Genomic DNA, 19,859 nt, shown 5'->3' with positions numbered 1-19,859 from the left:
GTAATATATAAATAACCTCTATGATTCATTTGCAATTTACTAGCTCATTTCTTAGGCTTAAAGGAGGACTGAGTGGTCCAATACAGACATTACCAGGAGGACGTTATGGAATCTGCAGAATTTATCGGTAAAATAGAGCGGCTCATCTCAGCATCAAAGGTAGGGCTCTTAACCACTGTAGATGCCGAAGGCTATCCTCACAACCGCTGGATGACACCGACTATGATTAAAGATAGGCCCAATTTTATCTACGCAATCACCGCACCAAATTCCCGAAAGGCTGAACAGATTCGAAACCACAGTCAGGTAGAATGGACCTTTCAGAGTACAGTTCTGAATGAAGTAATATCCGTAAAAGGTCGGGCTGTACTTGTCGGTGACCCGGAATTAAAGTCGGAAGTAATGGAAGCCATAGGTCCTCATTTACAGATTTTCTGGAAAGTTAATGAAGATTCAAGGAATGTGGTGGTCATAGAGACTGAAATAGAAGCGGTCTCCTGTTTCTATCCGATGAAAAATGAACGGTTTTACCGGGAGGTAAAATAATAATGGAACTTTCAAAGGAACAAAAGAAAAAAATCCTCTTTGATATGATGTTTATTCGCCGTTTCGAAGAAGAGGCTGGCAAAATGTACGGGCTTCGTAAGATCGGTGGCTTCTGCCATTTATATAATGGTCAAGAAGCGGTCGCCGTTGGAACAGTTGCCTCCTTGGATTTATCCAAGGATTATATTCTGACCGGTTATCGAGATCATGGCTTTGCCCTTGCCTGTGGTATGGATCCCAAAGCGGTTATGGCAGAACTTTTTGGTAAAATTACCGGTTCTTCCCGAGGAAAGGGGGGATCCATGCATCTGTTTGATGAGCAGAAACATTTTCTGGGTGGTAATGGCATTGTGGGAGCCCAGATTCCCATAGCTACCGGTGTAGCCTTTGCCCAGAAATACCAGGAAACAGGCGGTGTTACCGCGGTGTTTTTTGGAGATGGGGCCATTCATCAGGGTGCCTTTCATGAAAGTCTCAATATGGCAAAAATCTGGAATCTGCCGGTTATTTATGCCTGTGAGAATAATCAGTTTGGTATGGGCACTAGTTTTAAACGAGTGTCTTCTGTCGAAGAATTTTCGGTAATGGGTGCCAGTTATGGGATCCAGGGCCGTAAGGTTGATGGAATGGATGTCCTTGAGGTTTTCACCGCCTTTTCAGAGGCTGTTGAGTCGGCCCGGCAGGGCTTACCGGTTCTGCTCGATATACGTACCTACCGTTATAAGGGCCACTCTATGAGTGATCCCCAGAAATACCGCACCAAGGAAGAAGTTGAATCATACCGGAAACATGATCCGATCCTGATTTATCAGGACCGTCTATTAGCGGATAAAGTTATTAAAGAGTCCGATGTGGAAGCTTTGGAAAACGAAATAGAAGGGTTGGTTGCTGAGGCGGTCGCCTTTGCCGAATCCAGTCCTGAACCCGCATTACCAACCCTTTTTGAGGATGTGTATGCCGATTCCTATCCTCTGGAACAGCTTCGGCAGGGAGGAAGTTCATGGCTATAATAACCTATCGCGAAGCCTTAAATCGGGCATTGGATGAAGAAATGGTCCGGGATCCCTCGGTATTTCTGATGGGGGAAGAGGTTGCTGAATATGATGGGGCTTACAAGGTTTCTAAGGGCTTGCTTGCCAAATATGGACCAAAACGGGTAATCGATACCCCCATAACTGAACTGGGTTTTACTGGCATTGGTGTAGGTGCTGCCCAGGTAGGATTACGGCCCGTTATAGAATGGATGACCCATAACTTTGCCCTCTTAGCCCTTGATCAGGTGGTCAATAACGCAGCAAAAATGAGATATATGTCCGGTGGCCGGTTTAAGATGCCTATTGTATTCCGGGGGCCCAACGGCCCTGCAGAATATCTGGCAGCCCAGCACTCCCAGTCCTTCGCAAGCTACTGGGCTCATATACCGGGGCTCAAGGTAGTTGCCCCTGCATTCCCCGCCGATGCCTATGGACTGCTGAAGAGTGCCATTCGGGATGATGACCCTGTGGTGGTTCTCGAAGCAGAGATGCTCTATGGTACTAGTGGTGAAGTTCCCGATGAAGAGTACCTCATCCCCATTGGCAAAGCTAATATCCTTCGAACCGGTACCGATGTGAGCCTTATCAGCTTTTCTAAGCCTGTGCGCTACTGTCTGGATGCCGCTTTAGAACTGGAAAAAGAGGGCATTTCCGCTGAGATTATCGATATGCGAAGCCTCAGACCCCTTGATATGGAAACAGTCTATCATTCAATAGAAAAGACAAACCGGGCTGTAGTGGTGGATGAAGCCTGGCCAGTGGCCAGTGTAGGCAGTTACATCGCTTATACCATTTCCCGAGATCGCTTCGATATATTAGATGCACCAGTAGAACTGGTTTCCTCCCATGATGTGCCCATGCCTTATAACCATCAGTTAGAACTGGAAGTGCAACCGGGTGTTCAAAAAATTAAGAGCGCGGTAAAACGCGTCCTCTATCTGGAGTAATGTATGGCAGTACCTGTTCCTATGTTAGCCCTTTCACCTACCATGACCGAAGGAACCATTGCGACCTGGAAGATTAAAGAAGGGGATGAAGTGAAACGCGGAGCGGTGCTCTGCGAAGTCGAAACCGATAAGGCGGTTATGGACTATGAAGCTGGTTCCCAGGGTACGCTGCTTAAAATTGTAGCCCCCGCAGGGAGTTCTGTAAAAGTTGGGGATCTCATTGCGGTGATTGGAACTCAGGGCGAGGATATTTCAGCTATCCTGAACCAGGCCGCTTCGCAGAGCACCGCTCCGGCAGCAGATGGAAATCCCGCATCACCGCTTCCGGGGCCGCAAGTGCCAAAAGCGCCTCAGGCAGCACAACCTCAGGCAGCACAACCTCAGGCAGCAAAACCTCAGGCAGCACAACCTCAGGCAGCCGCCCCATTCCTGCCAGGCGGAGTAGCCCCATCATCCCCCTTAGCACGAAAACTTGCCCAACAGGCAGGCATTGATTTGCGGTCCCTGACTGGATCTGGTCCCGGTGGCCGTATTGTAAAGCGGGATATTATTCGATATTTAGAAAGTCCTGCTTCCCGATCTGATGCTTTGTTTGGAGCCGACTCTCATACTCAAAATCGTGCATCCTATGGAGCGCAAACTGCGGAAGCTAGAACCTTACCCGTTTCCCGGCTCAGGCAAACCATTGCCCGCAGGCTGGGGGAATCTATGCGGGATGCGCCCCATTTTTACTTGCGTATGGCCATCGATATGGAGCATCTCATCAATCTGAGGACTTCCTATAACCAGGCGCGCAAGGATGGTTTTACGATCTCATTGAACGCGATCTTCATGAAACTCACTGCCATGGCACTTGCTAAACATCCTCAGGTTAACAGCAGCTGGCTGGGGGATCGGATCCAGATCCATGCACAGGTCGATATGGCTCTTGCGGTAGCGCTGGAAGATGGCCTTGTTGCTCCGGTGGTTCGGGATTGTGCCCATAAGGGTATCGAAGAAATAGAACGGGAATTGCGGGATCTCATTGCCCGAGCTAAGGAAGGCAGCCTTAAACCTGAAGATTATGAAGGGGCTACCTTCACCATTTCCAATCTGGGTGCTTGGGGTGTAGAGGAATTTACTGCTATTATCAATCCCCCCGGTTCGGCGATACTCGCCTTAGGGGCTATTAAAAAGGAAGTGGTGGTACATACCGATTCCCAGGGGCAGGACAGTATGGTAATTCGACCCATGATGCGGGCAACCCTCTCAAGTGATCATAGGACTATAGATGGGGCTGTCGCAGCAGCCTTTATGAAAGATCTCGCTGCAATCTGGGAAGATCCGGCAAAAGCCTTGTTTTAAGATGAAGAGCAGAAATGAGGAGTAGGTATGCAATTTGATTATGACATCTTGTTTATTGGGGCTGGCCCCGCTGGCTATGTAGGGGCTATTCGGGCAAGCCAACTGGGTTTAAAAACTGCCGTGGTAGAACGGGATAAGCTCGGCGGGGTATGTCTTAATATTGGTTGTATCCCTTCCAAAGCACTCATTGAACAGGCGACCCGCTATTCGGTTTTAGAGGAACTTGCCAAGGTCGGTGTTACCTATGATACGACCGGTTTTGACTATAGCAAAGTTCAGGCCTTTAGTCGTACCGCCGCGGAAAAGCTTTCTAAGGGGGTAGATTTCCTTCTTAAAAAGAATAAGGTCGATATCATTTCGGGTACCGCATCCTTTATAGATAAAAACACCCTTTCCATAACCGATGGGGAGGGTAAAGAATATAAAAAGGTGTCTGCCTATGCAATTGTTATTGCCACCGGTTCCCGTCCCCGCCTCATTCCAGGTTTTGAGTTTGATGAAACGAAAGTGATTTCATCGACCGGAGCCCTTATGATGAAAGACCTGCCTCAACGGCTCATCATTCTTGGGGCTGGAGCTATTGGGATGGAATTTGCCTATATCATGAACAGCTTTGGTGTGGAGGTTACGATGGTAGAAATGCTTGATCGTATCCTTCCCATGGAGGATGCTGATGTATCTTCAGCGGTAAAGGCGGTCTTTGAAAAACGGGGTGTCCGTTTTTATACGGGCATGAAAGCGGTCAGGCTGGAAAAAACAGATTCGGGCGGTTTACGTTTAATCATAGAACCAGCTCAGATAGAGGGATCTCCGCAGCAGCAAGAAAAAGATCGGGCCATCCTTGAAGGAGACCGGCTCCTCGTTTCCACCGGAAGAAGTCCAAATACAGAAAACCTTGGTCTAGATAAACTGGGGATACAACTCGACCGGGGATATATACAGGTTCACGATTATTATGAAACCGATGCCCAGGGGCTTTATGCGGTGGGTGATATTGTGGCCGGGGAAGCCCAGCTAGCCCATGTAGCCTCAGCCCAGGCGGAAGTGGTGGCAGAACGGGTAGCCTATGTACTGGGAAAAGGACCCAATCCCCATCTCTCCAGGATTGACAAGCATTTTGTACCCCAGGCTGTATACTGTGAACCCCAGAATGCATCCTTCGGTTTTAAGGAAGCAGAACTTCAGAAACAGGGTCTGCATTATAAAAGTTCAACCTTTCCCTTCCGTGCGATCGGCAAAGCTGTGGCAACGGGGCACCCTGAGGGCTTTGTAAAACTGTTAACCGATCCGGCTACCGGAGAAATCCTTGGGGCTTCGGTTCTTGGCAGCGGAGCTACCGACTTAATCCATGAACTGCTTCTGGCAAGCCAAAATGAGCTCACAGCGGAAGAAGTGGCAGCGATGATTCATGCCCATCCTACCCTGGCGGAGGGAGTGAAGGAGGGTGCCCTTTCAGCCCTGGATCGGGCGATACATCTGTAGTTTTATCTGGGTAAAAATTCGGGGAACCGATAATAGGCAAGACCAGTGTTAGGGTCCACTTCAATTGTTGCGGTTCCCCGGGCAACACATTCATCGAGACCCGCTTCTGCATCTCCAAGGGGAATATTGAGTTCCATGGCAGTCTGGGAAATGCTCAGGATCCCCTGTTTTTGTTCAGCCAGCCTCAGAACCCTCACCGCAATGAGGGGATCCGACAATTTAGTATCAGAAATATTTTGCTTATCTTCCCGCATCCTGCTGCTGTTGTTCTGAGTCTTTGATCCTTGAAAAAGAGCCAAAAAACGATCCCACTGTATATTTCCTGAACTGTCCCGTTCTAATCGTAAAAAAATACCGGTTCCAATAAGTAAAAGCCCAATGATAAATGCCGAAGGCCCTACTGTGGGAATGGGACGAGGTGCCCAAAAATTGGCTATATTAAGAATCCCAAATATGATGAAAAGATTACCAAAAAACTTACGTATTCCCATCCAATCTACCTCCAATACCCTTGCACTGAGGGACTATATCATGCCACAATAGTAGCAGATACAGCAAGGAGGAACAACATGGAATGGAGAGCAAGTCATATCCTTGTAAAGGACCGGAATCAGGCTTTGGAACTGCTTAAAAGAATCCGCCAGGGAGCATCCTTCGAGTCTCTAGCCCGAGAATATTCAACCTGTCCATCAAAATCATCCGGTGGGGATTTGGGATGGTTTGGTCCGGGAAAAATGGTTGCCCCCTTTGAAAACGCAGTAAAACGCCTTTCTCCAGGTTCTGTCAGTGATATCGTGCAAACCCAGTTCGGATATCATATAATTAAGTGTACCGGACGGAAAGAGTAATAATAAAGGATTTTATTCGGATGAAAGGGCGGACAAACCTCGAATCTATTATACGGCTCGATTCAGAACTGAACCAGATCCAGGATCTGGACCTGCTTCTTGAGCGGATTCTCCTCGAAGCCCGCCGGGTTGTCCATGCAGATGCAGGATCTATTTATGTAAAGGATGGGGACAAACTTGCTATAAAGTATTCTCAGAATGATACTCTTCAAAAGGCTCTACCGCCAGGGCAAAAGCTTATTTACTCTGTCTTTACTATTCCGATAAATGATAAAACTTTGTCTGGTTATTGTGCGCAAACCAAAGAAATCCTGAATGTAAAGGATGTGTATAATATTCCCACAGATTCTCCGTTTTCGTATAACACCCAATACGACAAAATTTCCGGTTATAAAACAACCAGTATGCTAACGGTACCTCTCAAAACAGCAGAAAATAAACTGCTTGGGGTGATTCAGGTTATCAATGCTAAGGATGAATCGGGATCGATTATTCCATTTTCTCAGGAAGATGAATTACTGATATCTCATTTTGCGGTCAATGCTACTGTAGCTTTGCAACGGGCCTATATGACCCGGGCTATGATACTGAGAATGATTAAAATGTCTGAACTTCGAGACCCTAAAGAAACCGGTGCTCATGTTAACCGGGTTGCAGGCTATGCGGTAGAACTCTATGATCGCTGGGCTTATCATCATAAAATTCCTGAACTTGAACGTGATAAATTCCGGGACACGTTAAAAATTGCTGCCATGCTCCATGACGTAGGAAAGGTTGCAATATCGGATATTATCTTGAAGAAACCTGCAAAGTTTACACCTGAAGAATATGCCATCATGCAAGGTCATACCTATTTTGGAGCCCGCCTTTTTGATGATATCCAATCTCCCTTGGATGTAATCGCCTCAGAAATTGCTTTGACTCATCATGAAAACTGGGATGGATCTGGTTATCCCGGCTGGATCGATCCTTTTACCCTTAAACCAATTAAAACTGATAGTGAAGGCAAACCATTAGGACGAAAAGGTACTGAAATACCCTTGGGTGGACGCATTGTAGCCATAGCTGACGTATTCGATGCCCTTTCTTCCCGACGGGTATATAAAGAAGCGTGGGAAGAACAGGCGGTTTATAATGAGATCCGTAAGCAGTCGGGGATTAAATTTGATCCAGAACTTGTAGCAATGTTTTTTGAAATTCTACCTAATATTAAACAGATCCGGGATATGTATCCTGAGCCTGCCGAATAAGCCGTTGAAGCTCCCGATCAAATCCATCGGCAAAGGCCTTTAATTCTTTTTTCCCATAATTGGCAATTCGTTCAGGACCTAAACCCTGTTCAGCAAGACCTACCATAAAATCCCGTAGTGAGAGCCGTTCTCTAATGTTTTCCTTAGTGTAAAGCCGCCCTCTATCATCGAGAACCGAAATATGGGCTTCTACGAGCCTGCTCGCAAGAGGAATATCTCGTGTGATAACAAGATCTCCCGGCTCTGCGAGCTCTACAATACGGTCATCTGCGGCCCCATGGTAGGTTTTACACAACTCCATTTTACAGATTCCATCAGAGGGAATCCCGGGAATAGGACGGTTAGCTGTAAATATTCCTTGAATTCCTGTCCGTTTCAAAGCTCGAATAATAGTCTCTCTTGTTGATTTTGGGCAAGAATCAGCATCGACAAGAATTTTCATATAGTCGTTTTACCTTGTCCCTTCACCAGTTGTGGCTCCAAAAATATGTGCAGAGCCTTCAAGAATGAGCTGCTCACGTTCTGCCGGTAAAAACACACTCATCCCTTTTTGTAGTGTCTTCTTTTCTTGTTCGGTCCCGATACTGACACACCCATCTAGGACAATAAGGATAATTGGTGTCCCTGGCATGAGTTGTTGTGCTTTATCCATAGTCACAGCAACGTGAAATAATGAAAATTCTCGTACCTGGCTGGGATATATATGATAACCCTGTTGGGTTTTCTGAGCTGAAAGAACCGCAGGTTTAAAAGATTCAAATCGTATGATGTTTAAGAGTTCTTTTATATCAATATGCTTTGGGGTAAGGCCTCCCCGCAATACATTATCAGAGTTTGCCATAAGCTCTACCCCAAACCCATGAATATAAGCATGTAAAACCCCCGCAGGTAAAAAGATCGCCTCCCCAGGATTCAGAGAAAGAACATTTAGATATAATGGTGAGATGATAGCACTGTCACCAGGATAGAGAGTACAGAATAGGTTAATAAGTTCCCACTCCTTTGCATAACGAGGATGTTTTTGTTCGAGTTTGGGTAATTTAGCCTGGATGTGTTTGGTAATACGCTCTCGAGTTTGCTGAGGTAGTAAAAAAAGACTGAGTAAAAAATCCCGATAGGCTTCTTTTCTATCTATTTGCTGAATAGCCACAAGACTCTGTTCTAGTTCTGTCACATCTAATAAGGAAAGCAATTCTGCAATTTCAGCCTGTGTACGAAAACCACACATGGCAGTGAAGGGGCTTATAGCACAGATAATTTCAGGTTTATGATTTGAATCTTTATAATTTCGATTTTCTGCAGAGAGCGGGATTCCGGCCTTAGCTTCCCGTGCAAAACCCTGCTCTGCTTGTTGTTTATCAGGGTGGGCTTGAATGGAAAGGGGAGAAGCTGCTGCTAGAATCTTAAAAAGATAGGGTAGAGATGAAAAATCATGGGCTATTGTATCACCAAGAAAATGTACAGGATGTTCCTGTATGAGCTTGTCGAGGGGTTGCTCAGTTTCATCTGTAAAAGCAATAGATGGGGATCGTGAATGGGCCCCCATCCAGAGTTCTGCCATAGGACCTTGCCGGTCCTGTTCTGATAAATCAAGAAGATCCTGAATCCAATGTTTTGATCCCCAGGCATACCGCTGTATCGGGTTTTTGAGTAGATAAAAGTTTGGCTTCTTTTTATTGTTCATGTTTTTGTTGTAAACTAGAGTCTATTCGGGTGATAAGATCTAGAAGAAGCTGTTCTACTTCTTTAGACTCCTGCTTTCCCTGTAATGAAGTACTATTCATTTTACGTTGCTGTTTTTCAAGCTCATCGCAGAGCATAATACCAGCGACAATAGCAGATTTGAGGGGATCCGTAAGGCCCGTATTTCTTTGAACTGAATCCACAACGGTCTGAAATTTAGAGAGGAGGGCATTGAGATAGAGCGGATCCTCATCAGCCCTTATGGTGAAGGACGTGCCGAGGATATCGATCCGTAATCCCTCCTTCGGCATAGTGCTCCTCTTAAAAAATATCCAGCTCAGCCCCTGAGGCTGTTTGATTGGTTACGATTCCTGCAGTTGAATTGTAGTTTCCAGAAATCGAATGTGGAGCCGCGGTGTTCTGACGAGCTTTTTCTTCCTGTTCCAGGATGGCTAATATTGCTTCATCAGAATTTGGATCTAGAGCTGTATTCTGAACCGTAATATGTTCAGGTGATGAACTGTTGCTGCTGGGTTGATTTGAAACTGCTGATCCAACTACAGGCGATACGGAAGGATTTTTTGAGGAATCGTTGTTTTGCTTTACCTGTAATTCCAATTCGAGTATATCTTCGAATTTATTAAGCCTATCTAACGCGGAAATAATGCCAGCTTCAATTTTGTTTTGATCATCTTTAAATCGTTGGATGAACACCTCGAGCTCATTGATCCTGTTCTGGTACCCTTCCAGTTTCTCCCGCAACAGCCTGTTTTCTTCAGTTAGATGCTGAATGGTGTCTATAGCTTTTGAAACTTTGGTTTCCAGCAGTTTCACTTGCTCGAGGGTTATCATACCTTATGCTCCTAGGGATGCCTTTGCTTTTTCAATGACAGCCTTGAAAGCAACCTTGTCCTGGATTGCCAGGTTAGCGAGAGCTTTCCGATCAATGGCAACACCGGCCTTGGTTAAACCATCGATCAGGCGGGAATAGGAAAGGCCTTCTTCGCGGCAGGCTGCATTTATACGGATGATCCAGAGCCGACGGAAATCACCTTTCCGGTCCCGGCGATCACGATAGGCATAAAAAAGGCCTTTGGTAACCGCATCCTTTGCAACCTTATAGTTTGAGTGGCGGCGGCCCCAATAGCCTTTCGCCAACTTGAGAATTTTTTTACGATGGTCCTTTCTTCTGGTACCGTCTACTGCTCTTGACATGGGGGAACCACTCCTTCCTTAACCGTAAGGTAATAACTTCTTCTTGATCACCGGAACATTGTCACTGGACAAAATACCGGCATGGCGGAGATTCCGCTTCCGCTTGCTCGTTTTCTTAGTCAGGATGTGGCGAAGGTTCTGTTTCTTGTATTTAACCTTACCAGATCCGGTAAACGAATAGCGCTTGGCTGCGCTTTTCTTGGTTTTCATCTTCGGCATGGCGCCATCCCTCTAAATTATTTCTTGGATTTAGGGCTTAAAACCATGGACATAAAACGACCTTCCATTGAGGGTGGTTTATCCATGACATATTCCCCTTCTATCCGTTGTAATACGTCCTTAAGGACGTCAAGTCCGAGTTCAGTATGGGCAAGTTCCCGTCCACGAAATCGAACGGTAACTTTGACCTTATTGCCTTCAGCTAGGAATTCGCGAATGTGTTTCGACTTGAAATCCAGATCGTGATCATCGATCTTGGGCTGCATCCGGATTTCTTTTATTTTAAGAAGCTTTTGCTTCTTTTTAGAATCCCGAACCTTTTTTTCATTTTCGAATTTGAACTTGCCATAGTTCAGAATTTTACAAACCGGTGGATTAGCGTTTGGTGCTACCTCTACCAGATCTAAACCCTGTTCTTTGGCCATCCGGAGCGCTTCTAATGTAGGAACAATACCCTGCTGTTCCCCATCGTCACTGATGAGCCGAACCTCACGTACCCGGATCTGTTCATTGATCCGCAAATCCTTATCTGCCAACTGACCTCCTCATAAGCCGTGAGCACAACGGGGCATGTGCGTACGACTTTCTCAAAACTATATCAAATAAGCAGCTACTATGTCCAGTCCTATTGCTTTCACTATTATACCCATGATAGGCTACAGTTATGATACTTTTCAGCATGTTATGGATTCCTGCGTTATATCTCTTTGTAGAAGCCCTTCAACAGCCAAAGGATAGGGAAAAGAAAGGTATGATCCTTGCCATCTTTGGTGGAACTGTTATGGGAATACTAGCATTTTTCTTTCCACAGCTGGTTCCTGAAGGCTCTTTTGGAATTATCCAATGGATCCATGGATTTATTGATGTAATAGCTCTTCCGGTACTTATTCCGCTATGCTTCAGATATCTACTCCAGATTCGCTACAAACATCAAATTTATATTGAAATAAACCAGTTCATTCTCATATGGCTTATTCCTATGGCTCTTGTAAAAAGTATTCAATGGAATATTTATAAAGATGGGATCCTTTTGGTGCTTACTCCAGGACTATGGGGAGCTCTTAGCATTGGTATTCCATGGCTTCTTGAAAAGGCAGAAGAAGAAATTGGTTTTTTCTCATTTTTCTTCTATGCAATGGCATATGTATTGCCTCTTTTTGCAACTACAGCCTACTGGGCATGGTTTTTAAAGCTTTATCTAGTCGCAGTACTGGCAGCTATTGTAAGCTTTCTACCTGGGGTGTGGTACCTTGTCACGAACTATTGGAGATTTGTACAACAAAGAGGCCTTGATCACTCATTAGGAAATCATAATGACAGCCCCTGAAACAAAGCATTACACTTCTCTGTTCAGGAACTTGGTATCCAGGACATCACCTGTCACGCTGTAAGTGATGCAAGTAGTGTCCTGGTAAGCTGGTAAGTGCTTAAGCTTTTCCTGCAGAACCTAATACGTTGATGTTCTTATGCATATAGAGCTTCTTAAGCTCATCCCGGGCGGGGCCTAGGTACTTGCGGGGGTCAAACTCATCAGGTTTTTCTGCGAATACTTTGCGGATCATGGCGGTCATCGCAAGCCGGCCATCGGAATCGATGTTGATTTTACAGACAGCGCTCTTGGCAGCTCGGCGTAGCTGTTCCTCGGGGATACCCACCGAATCCTTCATGCTTCCACCATACTTTTCTATCAACTTTACATATTCAATCGGAACCGATGAAGATCCATGGAGCACAATTGGGAAGCCAGGGATCCGCTTTTCAATTTCTTCAAGGATATCGAAACGAAGGGGTGGGGGAATGAGGATTCCATTGGCATCACGGGTGCACTGTTCGGGTTTGAATTTAGTGCGGCCATGGCTGGTTCCAATGGAAATAGCCAGAGAATCAACCCCAGTTTTCCGTACAAAATCTTCAACCTCTTCTGGCTGTGTATAGTGACTGTGTTCTGCAGATACATCATCTTCTACGCCTGCCAAAACACCAAGCTCGCCCTCTACGGAAACATAGTCTTTCCGTGAATGGGCAAACTCACAGACCTTCTTGGTTAGCGCCACATTTTCATCATAGGGTAGGTGAGACCCATCGATCATGACCGATGAGAAACCCGATTCAATACAATCCTTACAAAGTTCAAAACTGTCACCATGATCTAGATGCAAAACTATGGGGATATCATATCCCAATTCATGAGCATATTCGACGGCTCCTCGGGCCATATGGCGGAGTAGGGTCTGGTTTGCATATTTCCGTGCACCGGAAGATACCTGGAGAATGACAGGTGATTTGGTTTCTACGCAGGCCTGAATGATTGCCTGGAGCTGTTCCATATTATTAAAATTGTATGCTGGAATAGCATATCCGCCGCTCACTGCCTTTTTAAACAGCTCGACGGTGTTTACGAGACCGAGTTCTTTATAGCTGGTCATGGAAACTCTCCTTATACAAATAGAATGACTGTAATTTTATGCTACCCAGAGCCCTTGGTCAAGGATGGTATAACCTTCCTTTATAACAAGTTTTTATGGTATAGTTTTATAGGAGCTTTTATGATAAGGGGTAATACATATAAAGGATATATCATTCTAATAGTAAGCCTCATTTTTTTTGCAGTAGGTTGTCTTTTTTGTAGCAGAACTAAAGTTTTTATTCTTAGCGATGAACTTGAAATGCTGTTATATGGCAAAAATCGAGCTCTATGGCAAACCATTAAGGCTAGCATCCGTTTATATAGACCTGTTCAAATCATTTATGTACCACAGGTTGCTGATAAAACCCAGTGTTTGAACTTTTTAGAAAAAAAAATCGTGTCAAATAGTTTCATCATAGCTCCAGTTCGGTATGAATCGGTTGCAGCAGAGTTAAAACGTAAGAATCCCAAAATGGTGATTGTGATATGGGGTAAAGATTTTTCAATAAATTATCAGATTGATGCAAAACGAGCTGCAAAAATAGCTGGACCTTTGGCTATGAAAACTGGAAAACCACCGGCCCTGTTTATTCCATCCACGATTAATGATATAACTGTCGAAGGTTTTGTAGAGACTTGTAATGAGAGCCTAAGAGAAATTGGTTTTTTACAAGGATTATCCCTTATAACGAATATAACTAAAAATTTGACAAACTATTCTTCAGTTATACTTTTCCCAGAGGAGCTTTCTTTACAAAATAATACAGTGCCGCTTATTTTATTTTCAGGTATTCATAAGGGTCTTCTTCCGCCATCGGTAATTGCAGTTTTTGATGATACCCTATGGCCACATATTAAAGAAATAGTTACTTTTTATAATAAAAATATAAAAAAGAAGCTACTTTCAGTGCTTTATATGATAAAAAGTGCTGTTAATTAAGAAAAAAGGACGATAAAAGAAAATGATACATTATTTACAGTTAAGGTTTGACAAAGGTAGTGCAAGGAAATATAATCTTATACAATCACCTTTCAACGATGATCGGCAAAAGGAGTAAGGGATGAAACACGGCGGTTTCAAAGCTGTATGCCTAGCTCTCTCGGTATGTTTGACAGTTCTATCTGTCTATGCTGCAGAAGAAAAGGCTGTAAATCTTGAATCACGTATATTAGAGAATTTTGACGGATCTTCCGGGTATATCTGGAAGGTAACAGCAAGCAAATTTGCAACTAAAACGGATAAGGAGACCTTTCCGAAACTTGCGTACATCAATACATGGCCTGCTGCAATTCATGGCTATAATCGGGAAGGCAAGGATATAAAAAGCCTTGGCGTCTGGGGCCGTTTTGACCGAAAAGGGTATAACTGGATCGATATATATCCTGTTGCAAAGGATGATAAGGATGAAAATCCTGCAGAGATCCCGATTCCTGGCCGTGTACAATTACTTGATATGTGGGTCTGGGGTGCAAACTTTAATTTTTACCTGGAAGCTTACATTCGGGATTATAAAGGTGTAGTACATATTATAAATATGGGGGATTTGAATTTTGAAGGTTGGAAGAATCTTCGTATCAATATTCCTTCCAATATTCCCCAGGAAAAACGAACCCTTCCTAAACGGCAGGGCTTAACCTTGGTGAAATTCCGTATTTGGACTCGTCCTGTAGAACGGGTGGATGATTTCCAAGTGTATATTAATCAAATTAAGGTATTAACCGATACCTTTGAAACTCTCTTTGACGGCGATGAGCTAGCCGATCCCGCACGGGTCCAGGAATTGTGGACCTCTGGTTCAAATGCAAAAAATTAAGGAGACCGTCATGAAGCGAAGTATATTAGCCGTCATCCTTGTAACCATTGCTTCAATTTTATTTGCCCAGACCGAGGTTGGCGCCCCTAACCCTGAGAAGGTTGGTGTCGAATCAGCTCAGCAGAAGCTGAAAGAAGTATCTGTAGATAAATTCGAACAGGCAGGATTCTGGATTTCTAAGATGTCTTCAGATGAAGGTTTTACCACAACCCGCCTTTTTGAAGGCTCTCCTGCGGGCAAACAGCCAATCCCTGAAGAGAAGGATCTTAATATTCCTGATAAATATGTGCTTGGTACGCGGATCGATTTCCTTCGGAGGGGATATAACACCTTCATCCTTTTACCATTGCGGCCAATTCCAATAGAAGGTATTACGAAAACCATTTCTGTTTGGGTCGTAGGTCGAAATTATAATCATACTCTGAAAATTATGATTCAGGATTTCTTTGGCAGAGAATATGAGCTTTATTTAGGAAAACTCAATTTTCAGGGATGGAAAAAGTTAACTGTAGCTATTCCACCTCAGGCGCCAGATGGCAGAAATGGAATTATTCAGCGGGATTACCATTATAATTCCCAGATGGGGATTAAAGTAACCGGTTTTAAGGTTGAATGCGATCCTATGGAATCTTATGGTAGCTATTATCTGTATCTAGATGATCTGCGAGCTGTAACGGATCTCTTTGCTGAAGAAAATCGGGATCCTGATGATATGGTCGATAGCTGGTAAGAAGCTGATTTTTCCTACTATTTATAGCATTTTGTTCACTTAAATAATAGACCGCCCTTATAGAGGGCGGTCTTTTTAATAGTTTTTTCGATAGAGATAAAAATTACCCTTCTTGCCTGTTCGTTTCAGGAGCCCAATCCGATGTAGTACATAAATCGCTTTTTGGGCTGTAGAATAACTGAGTGGCTCTAGTATTGGCTCAGAAAATAGACTTGAAGAAAGAGGGGGATGGGATATTTGCCAATCTTTGATACCGTTATAAAAATCCCGGATGGTAAAGGTTTCCCCAATACAAGATGGAAGAAAACTCTGATAATCCACAGGATATAAAAGTGTACGGGTGTCATGTAAAGAAAGGAGGGCCTTGTCTTTCAGGCTAATCCCCTTTCGTCTCCAGGAACCTTTTCCATCTTCTATGCGAGTATCAGTGATATCAAGGGCAACTAACTCTAAGATAATATTTTTATGTATAATCAACTCGGGAGCAAAAATAAGGGCCTTAAACAGATCCCATATGCTCCCTTTTTTAGGACTTAGCCGTTTTCGTAAAAGGACCCTATCTGCCGAATAGGTTTCGATAATTCGGTTTCGAACGATAGGATGAATAATTTTTATACAGTAGTTTTTGGCAATGATTTGTAGTTTATACCGAAGCGGTCCAAAACTGTTGGTTTGAACTTCAATCAGTTCACCATGTTTAGTTCTGCAATCACATATAAAAGTCTCTATTGGTACTTCTACCTGTCCTTCGGTGCCAGCGTACAGCTCCTTTAATTGATTGTGAAGGGTGCTTTCCCGGCTAAAATCTGACATATTCTGAAAGCTCGTCTGCGGTTAATTGCTCGAGATAATGGTAAATTTCACAACCTCTCCGTTGTTCTTTTCTGGTTATTTGAGTAATTCGATACACAAGCTGTTTATTAGTTTGTAAAGGTAACGATACAGGATATCCATTGATATCCACTAACTGATTAATAGACAGTCTTCCGGGAGCCTGTTGTATATCTCCCTCGGGATACACGATAAAGTACTCTTCACTATACATAATAAAAACATACCTGTCTTTTTATGGATTTGCAAGAATCACTGGCTACTAAACAGGGGTGTAGTAAAAATAAATAAAAAATTACTATTTATAATCTTTTCTTTTCTCCTTTGTATTGACGGAGGAAATTTATGTGTCAATAATGTATCTTAGTGGGAAATAGTGGGAAAAAATAGGAAAAAGTGGAATGGAATTGTTAACCGGTGAGTTTAAAAACACCTTGGATGAAAAGGGACGCCTTAGCTTACCATCTCGTTTGCGGTCAGAACTGTCAGGAAATATTCTGGTAATGACGCAGGGGGTGGATAAGTGTCTGTGGCTTTTTGCACCTGAGCAATGGAAGCTCCTTTCTCGAAAACTGATGGAAACCACTTCTCCCTTTCAAGCTCGTTCGCGTATGGTGCAGCGAAGAATTATTGCTCCTGCCCAGGAGATAGAGATTGATAAGGCTGGACGTATTGCTATTCCACAAAGTTTGCGTGAATTTGCTGGACTAAATCGTGAATGTGTCATTTTAGGAATTGATAAATACATAGAAATTTGGGATGCGGATCAGTATAAGCAGTACTGGGATGAAAATGAGGCTGAATTCCGTTCTGCTGCGGAAGAACTTAGCTCAGTGTTTTTATAAAGGAGTAGGGGCATGATGTCAGAAACAGCACACTATGTTCATACTCCGGTTCTTCTTGAAGAAACACTTCATTATCTAGCGCCCCGAAGTGAAAATGCTCTTATGATTGATGCTACTCTTGGTGAAGGCGGTCACAGCTACGCCTTTTTAAGTCGTTTCCCCAGCCTTTATATCATCGGTGTGGATGCGGATCCTGGTATTCAGGAAGTTGCGCGGAAGAGACTTGCTGAATTTGGTGAACGAATTCATTTTTATTCAGGATGGTCCCATAGTTTCTTTGCTGAATATCCCTCTGAAATTAAACGTCCCGATAGTATTCTAATTGATCTGGGTATCAGTCTTTTTCACTATGAAAAAAGTGGGCGTGGTTTCAGCTTCCGAAAAAGTGAAGCTTTGGATATGCGCCTTGATCCATCCTTTGGACCCAGTGCAGCAGACCTCGTAATGCAGTTATCTGAACGGGAACTCGCTGACCTTATATATCAGAATGGGGAGGAACGCTATTCGCGCAGGATTGCCCATGCCATTGTAGAGGCACGGGCAAAAAGCCGAATTGAGACGGCTGATATGCTTGCTTCAATTATAGAAGGCGCTGTGCCCGTTTCCTATCGATATGGGGCAATACACCCCGCTACGAGAACATTCCAAGCACTGAGAATTGCAGTAAATGGCGAATTAAGCCGCTTAGAGTCCTTGCTTGACGCAGCCCTGCATGTTCTGGAAAATGGTGGACGTCTTGGTGTTATAACCTTTCATTCATTGGAAGACCGAATTGTAAAAAATTTCTTTAGAGAGAAAAACAAGGACTGCACCTGTCCGCCAGAAGCGCCGATATGTACATGTAAGGGACAGAGAACTGTTACTCTCATTACCAAGAAGCCGGTTGCTCCGAGCTTAGAGGAAATTAAAGCTAATCCCCCCAGCCGAAGTGCTAAATTGCGGGTGGTGGAAAAGGTACTGGAGGAAAACCTGTAATGTTGAAACGACTGTTGTTGTATATCTGGGTTATCACCATTCCGCTCTTTTTTGCCCTGAATGCCTGGCAGTCTGTGCGTTATTATCAACTTTCTGAAGAAGTTCGTCGCTTGGAAAAGGCTCAACAAAATCAATTTGAACAAAATAAACGGCTCATCGCGGGAATTGCCGTTCTTTCAAGTACAGAACGTATTTCTAAAATTGCACGGGATGAACTGCAATTACAAAAAAAGAATCCTTCTGAAATAATGCAGATTCATATTGGAAAAAGGACTAACCAGGATGGGTGATTCTGTGTTGATGACCCTGGATGCCTTGCTTAAGGCTGTACAGGGCACATTGTTATATACAGGTGCTTCCGCAAAGGCCGGTTTTGTCTCTGTTGCGATCGACTCGCGTAAAGTAACCAAGGCTAGTCTTTTTGTAGCTTTACCCGGATCAGTTCAGGATGGGCATCATTATATTTCAAGCGCTTTTAATGCTGGAGCTTCGATTGTGCTGATGCAGGAAGATAGGCTTGGAACATATAAAGATATAGCGAGAGCATCTGCACAACAGCAGGATGGGGCGGTTGTTGTTGTACCCGATACTTTACGAGCTTTACAAAAAGCTGCAAAGGCTTATCTGGATCAATTCCCTGCTTTGTTAAAAATTGGTATTACAGGTTCTTCTGGAAAAACGACGGTAAAAGAATTAACCGCTGCAATCTTAGGACAGGAAAAACAGGTTGTTATGAATGAAGGCAATCTTAATTCTGAAACAGGCTTGCCTTTATCGGTGTTTTCGGTAAGGCCGGAACATGAGATTGGTGTTTTTGAAATGGGGATGAACCGCCGTGGGGAGATCAGCGAATTGGCAGCAGTGCTGAATCCTGATATTGCGTTAATCACCAATATCGGAACTGCCCATATCGGTATTCTCGGTTCAAAGGATGCGATCGCTGAAGAGAAAAAAGCAATCTTTTCTCAATTTAATGGAAAACAGATTGGCCTCATCCCCGAATATGATGCCTATGCTAATTATTTACAGCGTGCAGTCAATGGACAGGTAAAATGTTATGGACCCCGTTCAACCGGTTCTTTTGGCGGGGGGCGAACTAAAGGACTCGACGGGATCGAGTTTATTTGGAATAGAAAGCCTGTTGCCATTGCTCTTCCTGGACAACACAATATTCTCAATTCCCTTGCTGCAGCAGCTCTTGCACAGGAAGCTGGAGTCAGTGAAACTGCTATCCTAAGAGGATTGTCTTCAGTGAAACCTCTCTTTGGTCGGGGGGAGATACTCAAAGGGCCAATTACGCTTATCCGGGATTGTTATAATGCCAATCCGGAGTCTGCCATCGCGGCTATTGAATTTTGTGATGCTATAGAATGGTCCGGTCGTAGAATTTATGTAATTGGATCGATGCTGGAATTGGGAACCGCTGCGGAACAAGAACATGAGCGTGTTGCAAGGATATTAGCCCAGTCAAAGGCAGATGCTGTGTATCTCTTTGGAGCAGAAACCGCATGTATGAAGGATATCATCGCCAGGTCTGGAACAAAACAGGTTTGGCATACAACCGATATGGAAATGTTAAAAGGTGAGCTTGCAGGATCATTGGTCCAGGGGGACCTGGTTCTATTAAAGGGGTCCCGGGGAGTTGCCCTGGAACGATTGACCGATATTGTGAGTAATCAAGGAGTTTAG

At 44.1% G+C, this 19,859-nt stretch carries 26 protein-coding genes; 15 read left to right on the top strand and 11 right to left on the bottom strand.

Annotated elements, in window-relative coordinates; genetic code table 11:
• Positions 1 to 105: 105 nt before the first annotated feature.
• The 5 genes from SPICA_RS08705 to lpdA are packed head-to-tail and all read left to right on the top strand — an operon-like array spanning position 106 to position 5,353.
• Positions 106 to 546 carry a pyridoxamine 5'-phosphate oxidase family protein gene (locus tag SPICA_RS08705; RefSeq protein ID WP_013969163.1) on the top strand — a complete coding sequence of 147 codons (441 nt, stop codon included), beginning with the start codon at positions 106 to 108 and terminating at the stop codon, positions 544 to 546.
• A gap of 2 nt (positions 547 to 548) precedes the next feature.
• Positions 549 to 1,556 (top strand): pyruvate dehydrogenase (acetyl-transferring) E1 component subunit alpha, encoded by a 1,008-nt coding sequence (gene pdhA / locus SPICA_RS08700; protein WP_013969162.1) that lies wholly within the window; start codon positions 549 to 551, stop codon positions 1,554 to 1,556.
• Positions 1,547 to 2,527 carry a pyruvate dehydrogenase complex E1 component subunit beta gene (locus SPICA_RS08695; protein ID WP_013969161.1) on the top strand — a complete coding sequence of 327 codons (981 nt, stop codon included), beginning with the start codon at positions 1,547 to 1,549 and terminating at the stop codon, positions 2,525 to 2,527. The genes pdhA and SPICA_RS08695 overlap by 10 nt, the downstream gene beginning before the upstream one ends.
• 3 nt (positions 2,528 to 2,530) lie before the next feature.
• Positions 2,531 to 3,871: a dihydrolipoamide acetyltransferase family protein gene (locus SPICA_RS08690; protein WP_013969160.1), complete on the top strand. Its 1,341-nt coding sequence runs from the start codon at positions 2,531 to 2,533 to the stop codon at positions 3,869 to 3,871.
• 27 nt (positions 3,872 to 3,898) lie between these two features.
• Entirely contained in the window at positions 3,899 to 5,353 is a 1,455-nt protein-coding gene (gene lpdA / locus SPICA_RS08685; protein ID WP_013969159.1) for a dihydrolipoyl dehydrogenase, read from the top strand.
• A gap of 2 nt (positions 5,354 to 5,355) precedes the next feature.
• On the opposite strand, the gene SPICA_RS08680 is transcribed toward lpdA, so the two are convergent.
• Positions 5,356 to 5,844, bottom strand: a complete 489-nt coding sequence (locus SPICA_RS08680; RefSeq protein WP_013969158.1) for a hypothetical protein — start codon at positions 5,842 to 5,844, stop codon at positions 5,356 to 5,358.
• A 78-nt stretch (positions 5,845 to 5,922) separates the two neighbouring features.
• On the opposite strand from SPICA_RS08680, the gene SPICA_RS08675 reads away from it, so the two are divergent.
• On the top strand, positions 5,923 to 6,201 hold the full coding sequence (locus SPICA_RS08675) for a peptidylprolyl isomerase (protein WP_013969157.1): 279 nt from the start codon (positions 5,923 to 5,925) through the stop codon (positions 6,199 to 6,201).
• Between the two features lie 20 nt (positions 6,202 to 6,221).
• On the top strand, positions 6,222 to 7,451 hold the full coding sequence (locus SPICA_RS08670) for a GAF and HD-GYP domain-containing protein (protein WP_013969156.1): 1,230 nt from the start codon (positions 6,222 to 6,224) through the stop codon (positions 7,449 to 7,451).
• Here SPICA_RS08670 and SPICA_RS08665 read toward each other — a convergent pair.
• Genes SPICA_RS08665 through infC form a run of 7 tightly spaced genes read right to left on the bottom strand, consistent with a single transcriptional unit; the run spans position 7,411 to position 11,104 of the window.
• Positions 7,411 to 7,893, bottom strand: a complete 483-nt coding sequence (locus tag SPICA_RS08665; protein WP_013969155.1) for a YaiI/YqxD family protein — start codon at positions 7,891 to 7,893, stop codon at positions 7,411 to 7,413. The two genes, SPICA_RS08670 and SPICA_RS08665, sit on opposite strands and share 41 nt — an antisense overlap.
• A 9-nt stretch (positions 7,894 to 7,902) precedes the next feature.
• On the bottom strand, positions 7,903 to 9,135 hold the full coding sequence (gene manA / locus SPICA_RS08660) for a mannose-6-phosphate isomerase, class I (RefSeq protein WP_013969154.1): 1,233 nt from the start codon (positions 9,133 to 9,135) through the stop codon (positions 7,903 to 7,905).
• Positions 9,125 to 9,445, bottom strand: a complete 321-nt coding sequence (locus tag SPICA_RS08655) for a cell division protein ZapA (RefSeq protein ID WP_013969153.1) — start codon at positions 9,443 to 9,445, stop codon at positions 9,125 to 9,127. Before SPICA_RS08655 ends, manA begins: the two co-directional genes overlap by 11 nt.
• A gap of 10 nt (positions 9,446 to 9,455) precedes the next feature.
• A complete protein-coding gene (locus tag SPICA_RS14840) occupies positions 9,456 to 9,986 on the bottom strand; it encodes a cell division protein ZapB (protein WP_013969152.1) in 531 nt (176 codons plus the stop codon).
• A gap of 3 nt (positions 9,987 to 9,989) precedes the next feature.
• Positions 9,990 to 10,349, bottom strand: a complete 360-nt coding sequence (gene rplT, locus SPICA_RS08645) for a 50S ribosomal protein L20 (RefSeq protein WP_013969151.1) — start codon at positions 10,347 to 10,349, stop codon at positions 9,990 to 9,992.
• An 18-nt stretch (positions 10,350 to 10,367) separates the two neighbouring features.
• Positions 10,368 to 10,568 carry a 50S ribosomal protein L35 gene (gene rpmI / locus SPICA_RS08640; RefSeq protein WP_013969150.1) on the bottom strand — a complete coding sequence of 67 codons (201 nt, stop codon included), beginning with the start codon at positions 10,566 to 10,568 and terminating at the stop codon, positions 10,368 to 10,370.
• Between the two features lie 17 nt (positions 10,569 to 10,585).
• Positions 10,586 to 11,104, bottom strand: a complete 519-nt coding sequence (infC, locus tag SPICA_RS08635; RefSeq protein WP_013969149.1) for a translation initiation factor IF-3 — start codon at positions 11,102 to 11,104, stop codon at positions 10,586 to 10,588.
• A 128-nt stretch (positions 11,105 to 11,232) separates the two neighbouring features.
• Between infC and SPICA_RS08630 the strand changes: the two genes are divergently transcribed.
• Positions 11,233 to 11,895: a hypothetical protein gene (locus SPICA_RS08630; protein WP_013969148.1), complete on the top strand. Its 663-nt coding sequence runs from the start codon at positions 11,233 to 11,235 to the stop codon at positions 11,893 to 11,895.
• A 100-nt stretch (positions 11,896 to 11,995) separates the two neighbouring features.
• Here the strand turns inward: SPICA_RS08630 and SPICA_RS08625 are convergent, their stop codons facing one another.
• Positions 11,996 to 12,994, bottom strand: a complete 999-nt coding sequence (locus SPICA_RS08625) for a class II fructose-bisphosphate aldolase (RefSeq protein WP_013969147.1) — start codon at positions 12,992 to 12,994, stop codon at positions 11,996 to 11,998.
• 24 nt (positions 12,995 to 13,018) lie between these two features.
• Here SPICA_RS08625 and SPICA_RS08620 point away from each other — a divergent pair, with 24 nt between their 5' ends.
• From SPICA_RS08620 to SPICA_RS08610, 3 genes are all read left to right on the top strand, one after another.
• Positions 13,019 to 13,915 carry a hypothetical protein gene (locus tag SPICA_RS08620; RefSeq protein ID WP_156789648.1) on the top strand — a complete coding sequence of 299 codons (897 nt, stop codon included), beginning with the start codon at positions 13,019 to 13,021 and terminating at the stop codon, positions 13,913 to 13,915.
• 121 nt (positions 13,916 to 14,036) lie between these two features.
• Positions 14,037 to 14,789, top strand: coding sequence for a flagellar filament outer layer protein FlaA (locus SPICA_RS08615; RefSeq protein ID WP_013969145.1), 753 nt, complete (start codon positions 14,037 to 14,039; stop codon positions 14,787 to 14,789).
• A 10-nt stretch (positions 14,790 to 14,799) separates the two neighbouring features.
• On the top strand, positions 14,800 to 15,519 hold the full coding sequence (locus tag SPICA_RS08610) for a flagellar filament outer layer protein FlaA (RefSeq protein ID WP_013969144.1): 720 nt from the start codon (positions 14,800 to 14,802) through the stop codon (positions 15,517 to 15,519).
• A 75-nt stretch (positions 15,520 to 15,594) separates the two neighbouring features.
• Here SPICA_RS08610 and SPICA_RS08605 read toward each other — a convergent pair whose 3' ends face one another.
• Entirely contained in the window at positions 15,595 to 16,332 is a 738-nt protein-coding gene (locus SPICA_RS08605) for a DUF8091 domain-containing protein (RefSeq protein WP_013969143.1), read from the bottom strand.
• Complete coding sequence (locus SPICA_RS08600; protein WP_013969142.1) at positions 16,319 to 16,564, bottom strand: hypothetical protein; 246 nt, start codon at positions 16,562 to 16,564, stop codon at positions 16,319 to 16,321. The genes SPICA_RS08605 and SPICA_RS08600 overlap by 14 nt, the downstream gene beginning before the upstream one ends.
• Positions 16,565 to 16,751: 187 nt before the next feature.
• Between SPICA_RS08600 and mraZ the strand changes: the two genes are divergently transcribed.
• From mraZ to SPICA_RS08580, 4 genes are read left to right on the top strand one after another with little or no spacing between them, the layout of a single operon-like run.
• Positions 16,752 to 17,195, top strand: a complete 444-nt coding sequence (mraZ, locus tag SPICA_RS08595) for a division/cell wall cluster transcriptional repressor MraZ (protein ID WP_013969141.1) — start codon at positions 16,752 to 16,754, stop codon at positions 17,193 to 17,195.
• 15 nt (positions 17,196 to 17,210) lie between these two features.
• Positions 17,211 to 18,170, top strand: coding sequence for a 16S rRNA (cytosine(1402)-N(4))-methyltransferase RsmH (gene rsmH, locus SPICA_RS08590; RefSeq protein WP_013969140.1), 960 nt, complete (start codon positions 17,211 to 17,213; stop codon positions 18,168 to 18,170).
• Positions 18,170 to 18,460 (top strand): septum formation initiator family protein, encoded by a 291-nt coding sequence (locus SPICA_RS08585; protein ID WP_013969139.1) that lies wholly within the window; start codon positions 18,170 to 18,172, stop codon positions 18,458 to 18,460. Before rsmH ends, SPICA_RS08585 begins: the two co-directional genes overlap by 1 nt.
• Positions 18,453 to 19,859, top strand: a complete 1,407-nt coding sequence (locus SPICA_RS08580) for a UDP-N-acetylmuramoyl-tripeptide--D-alanyl-D-alanine ligase (RefSeq protein WP_013969138.1) — start codon at positions 18,453 to 18,455, stop codon at positions 19,857 to 19,859. Before SPICA_RS08585 ends, SPICA_RS08580 begins: the two co-directional genes overlap by 8 nt.

This window comes from Gracilinema caldarium DSM 7334, from assembly GCF_000219725.1.
GTDB lineage: Bacteria > Spirochaetota > Spirochaetia > Treponematales > Breznakiellaceae > Gracilinema > Gracilinema caldarium.
This window is presented reverse-complemented; position numbering and strand designations above follow the sequence as displayed.

Bases quoted from the DNA above. Each gene is read 5' to 3' on its own strand.
- SPICA_RS08705 (WP_013969163.1), top strand. From the start codon at position 106: ATGGAATCTGCAGAATTTATCGGTAAAATAGAGCGGCTCATCTCAGCA.
- pdhA (WP_013969162.1), top strand. From the start codon at position 549: ATGGAACTTTCAAAGGAACAAAAGAAAAAAATCCTCTTTGATATGATG.
- SPICA_RS08695 (WP_013969161.1), top strand. From the start codon at position 1,547: ATGGCTATAATAACCTATCGCGAAGCCTTAAATCGGGCATTGGATGAA.
- SPICA_RS08690 (WP_013969160.1), top strand. From the start codon at position 2,531: ATGGCAGTACCTGTTCCTATGTTAGCCCTTTCACCTACCATGACCGAA.
- lpdA (WP_013969159.1), top strand. From the start codon at position 3,899: ATGCAATTTGATTATGACATCTTGTTTATTGGGGCTGGCCCCGCTGGC.
- SPICA_RS08680 (WP_013969158.1), bottom strand. From the start codon at position 5,844: ATGGGAATACGTAAGTTTTTTGGTAATCTTTTCATCATATTTGGGATT.
- SPICA_RS08675 (WP_013969157.1), top strand. From the start codon at position 5,923: ATGGAATGGAGAGCAAGTCATATCCTTGTAAAGGACCGGAATCAGGCT.
- SPICA_RS08670 (WP_013969156.1), top strand. From the start codon at position 6,222: ATGAAAGGGCGGACAAACCTCGAATCTATTATACGGCTCGATTCAGAA.
- SPICA_RS08665 (WP_013969155.1), bottom strand. From the start codon at position 7,893: ATGAAAATTCTTGTCGATGCTGATTCTTGCCCAAAATCAACAAGAGAG.
- manA (WP_013969154.1), bottom strand. From the start codon at position 9,135: ATGAACAATAAAAAGAAGCCAAACTTTTATCTACTCAAAAACCCGATA.
- SPICA_RS08655 (WP_013969153.1), bottom strand. From the start codon at position 9,445: ATGCCGAAGGAGGGATTACGGATCGATATCCTCGGCACGTCCTTCACC.
- SPICA_RS14840 (WP_013969152.1), bottom strand. From the start codon at position 9,986: ATGATAACCCTCGAGCAAGTGAAACTGCTGGAAACCAAAGTTTCAAAA.
- rplT (WP_013969151.1), bottom strand. From the start codon at position 10,349: ATGTCAAGAGCAGTAGACGGTACCAGAAGAAAGGACCATCGTAAAAAA.
- rpmI (WP_013969150.1), bottom strand. From the start codon at position 10,568: ATGCCGAAGATGAAAACCAAGAAAAGCGCAGCCAAGCGCTATTCGTTT.
- SPICA_RS08630 (WP_013969148.1), top strand. From the start codon at position 11,233: ATGATACTTTTCAGCATGTTATGGATTCCTGCGTTATATCTCTTTGTA.
- SPICA_RS08625 (WP_013969147.1), bottom strand. From the start codon at position 12,994: ATGACCAGCTATAAAGAACTCGGTCTCGTAAACACCGTCGAGCTGTTT.
- SPICA_RS08620 (WP_156789648.1), top strand. From the start codon at position 13,019: ATGACTGTAATTTTATGCTACCCAGAGCCCTTGGTCAAGGATGGTATA.
- SPICA_RS08615 (WP_013969145.1), top strand. From the start codon at position 14,037: ATGAAACACGGCGGTTTCAAAGCTGTATGCCTAGCTCTCTCGGTATGT.
- SPICA_RS08610 (WP_013969144.1), top strand. From the start codon at position 14,800: ATGAAGCGAAGTATATTAGCCGTCATCCTTGTAACCATTGCTTCAATT.
- SPICA_RS08605 (WP_013969143.1), bottom strand. From the start codon at position 16,332: ATGTCAGATTTTAGCCGGGAAAGCACCCTTCACAATCAATTAAAGGAG.
- SPICA_RS08600 (WP_013969142.1), bottom strand. From the start codon at position 16,564: ATGTATAGTGAAGAGTACTTTATCGTGTATCCCGAGGGAGATATACAA.
- mraZ (WP_013969141.1), top strand. From the start codon at position 16,752: ATGGAATTGTTAACCGGTGAGTTTAAAAACACCTTGGATGAAAAGGGA.
- rsmH (WP_013969140.1), top strand. From the start codon at position 17,211: ATGTCAGAAACAGCACACTATGTTCATACTCCGGTTCTTCTTGAAGAA.
- SPICA_RS08585 (WP_013969139.1), top strand. From the start codon at position 18,170: ATGTTGAAACGACTGTTGTTGTATATCTGGGTTATCACCATTCCGCTC.
- SPICA_RS08580 (WP_013969138.1), top strand. From the start codon at position 18,453: ATGGGTGATTCTGTGTTGATGACCCTGGATGCCTTGCTTAAGGCTGTA.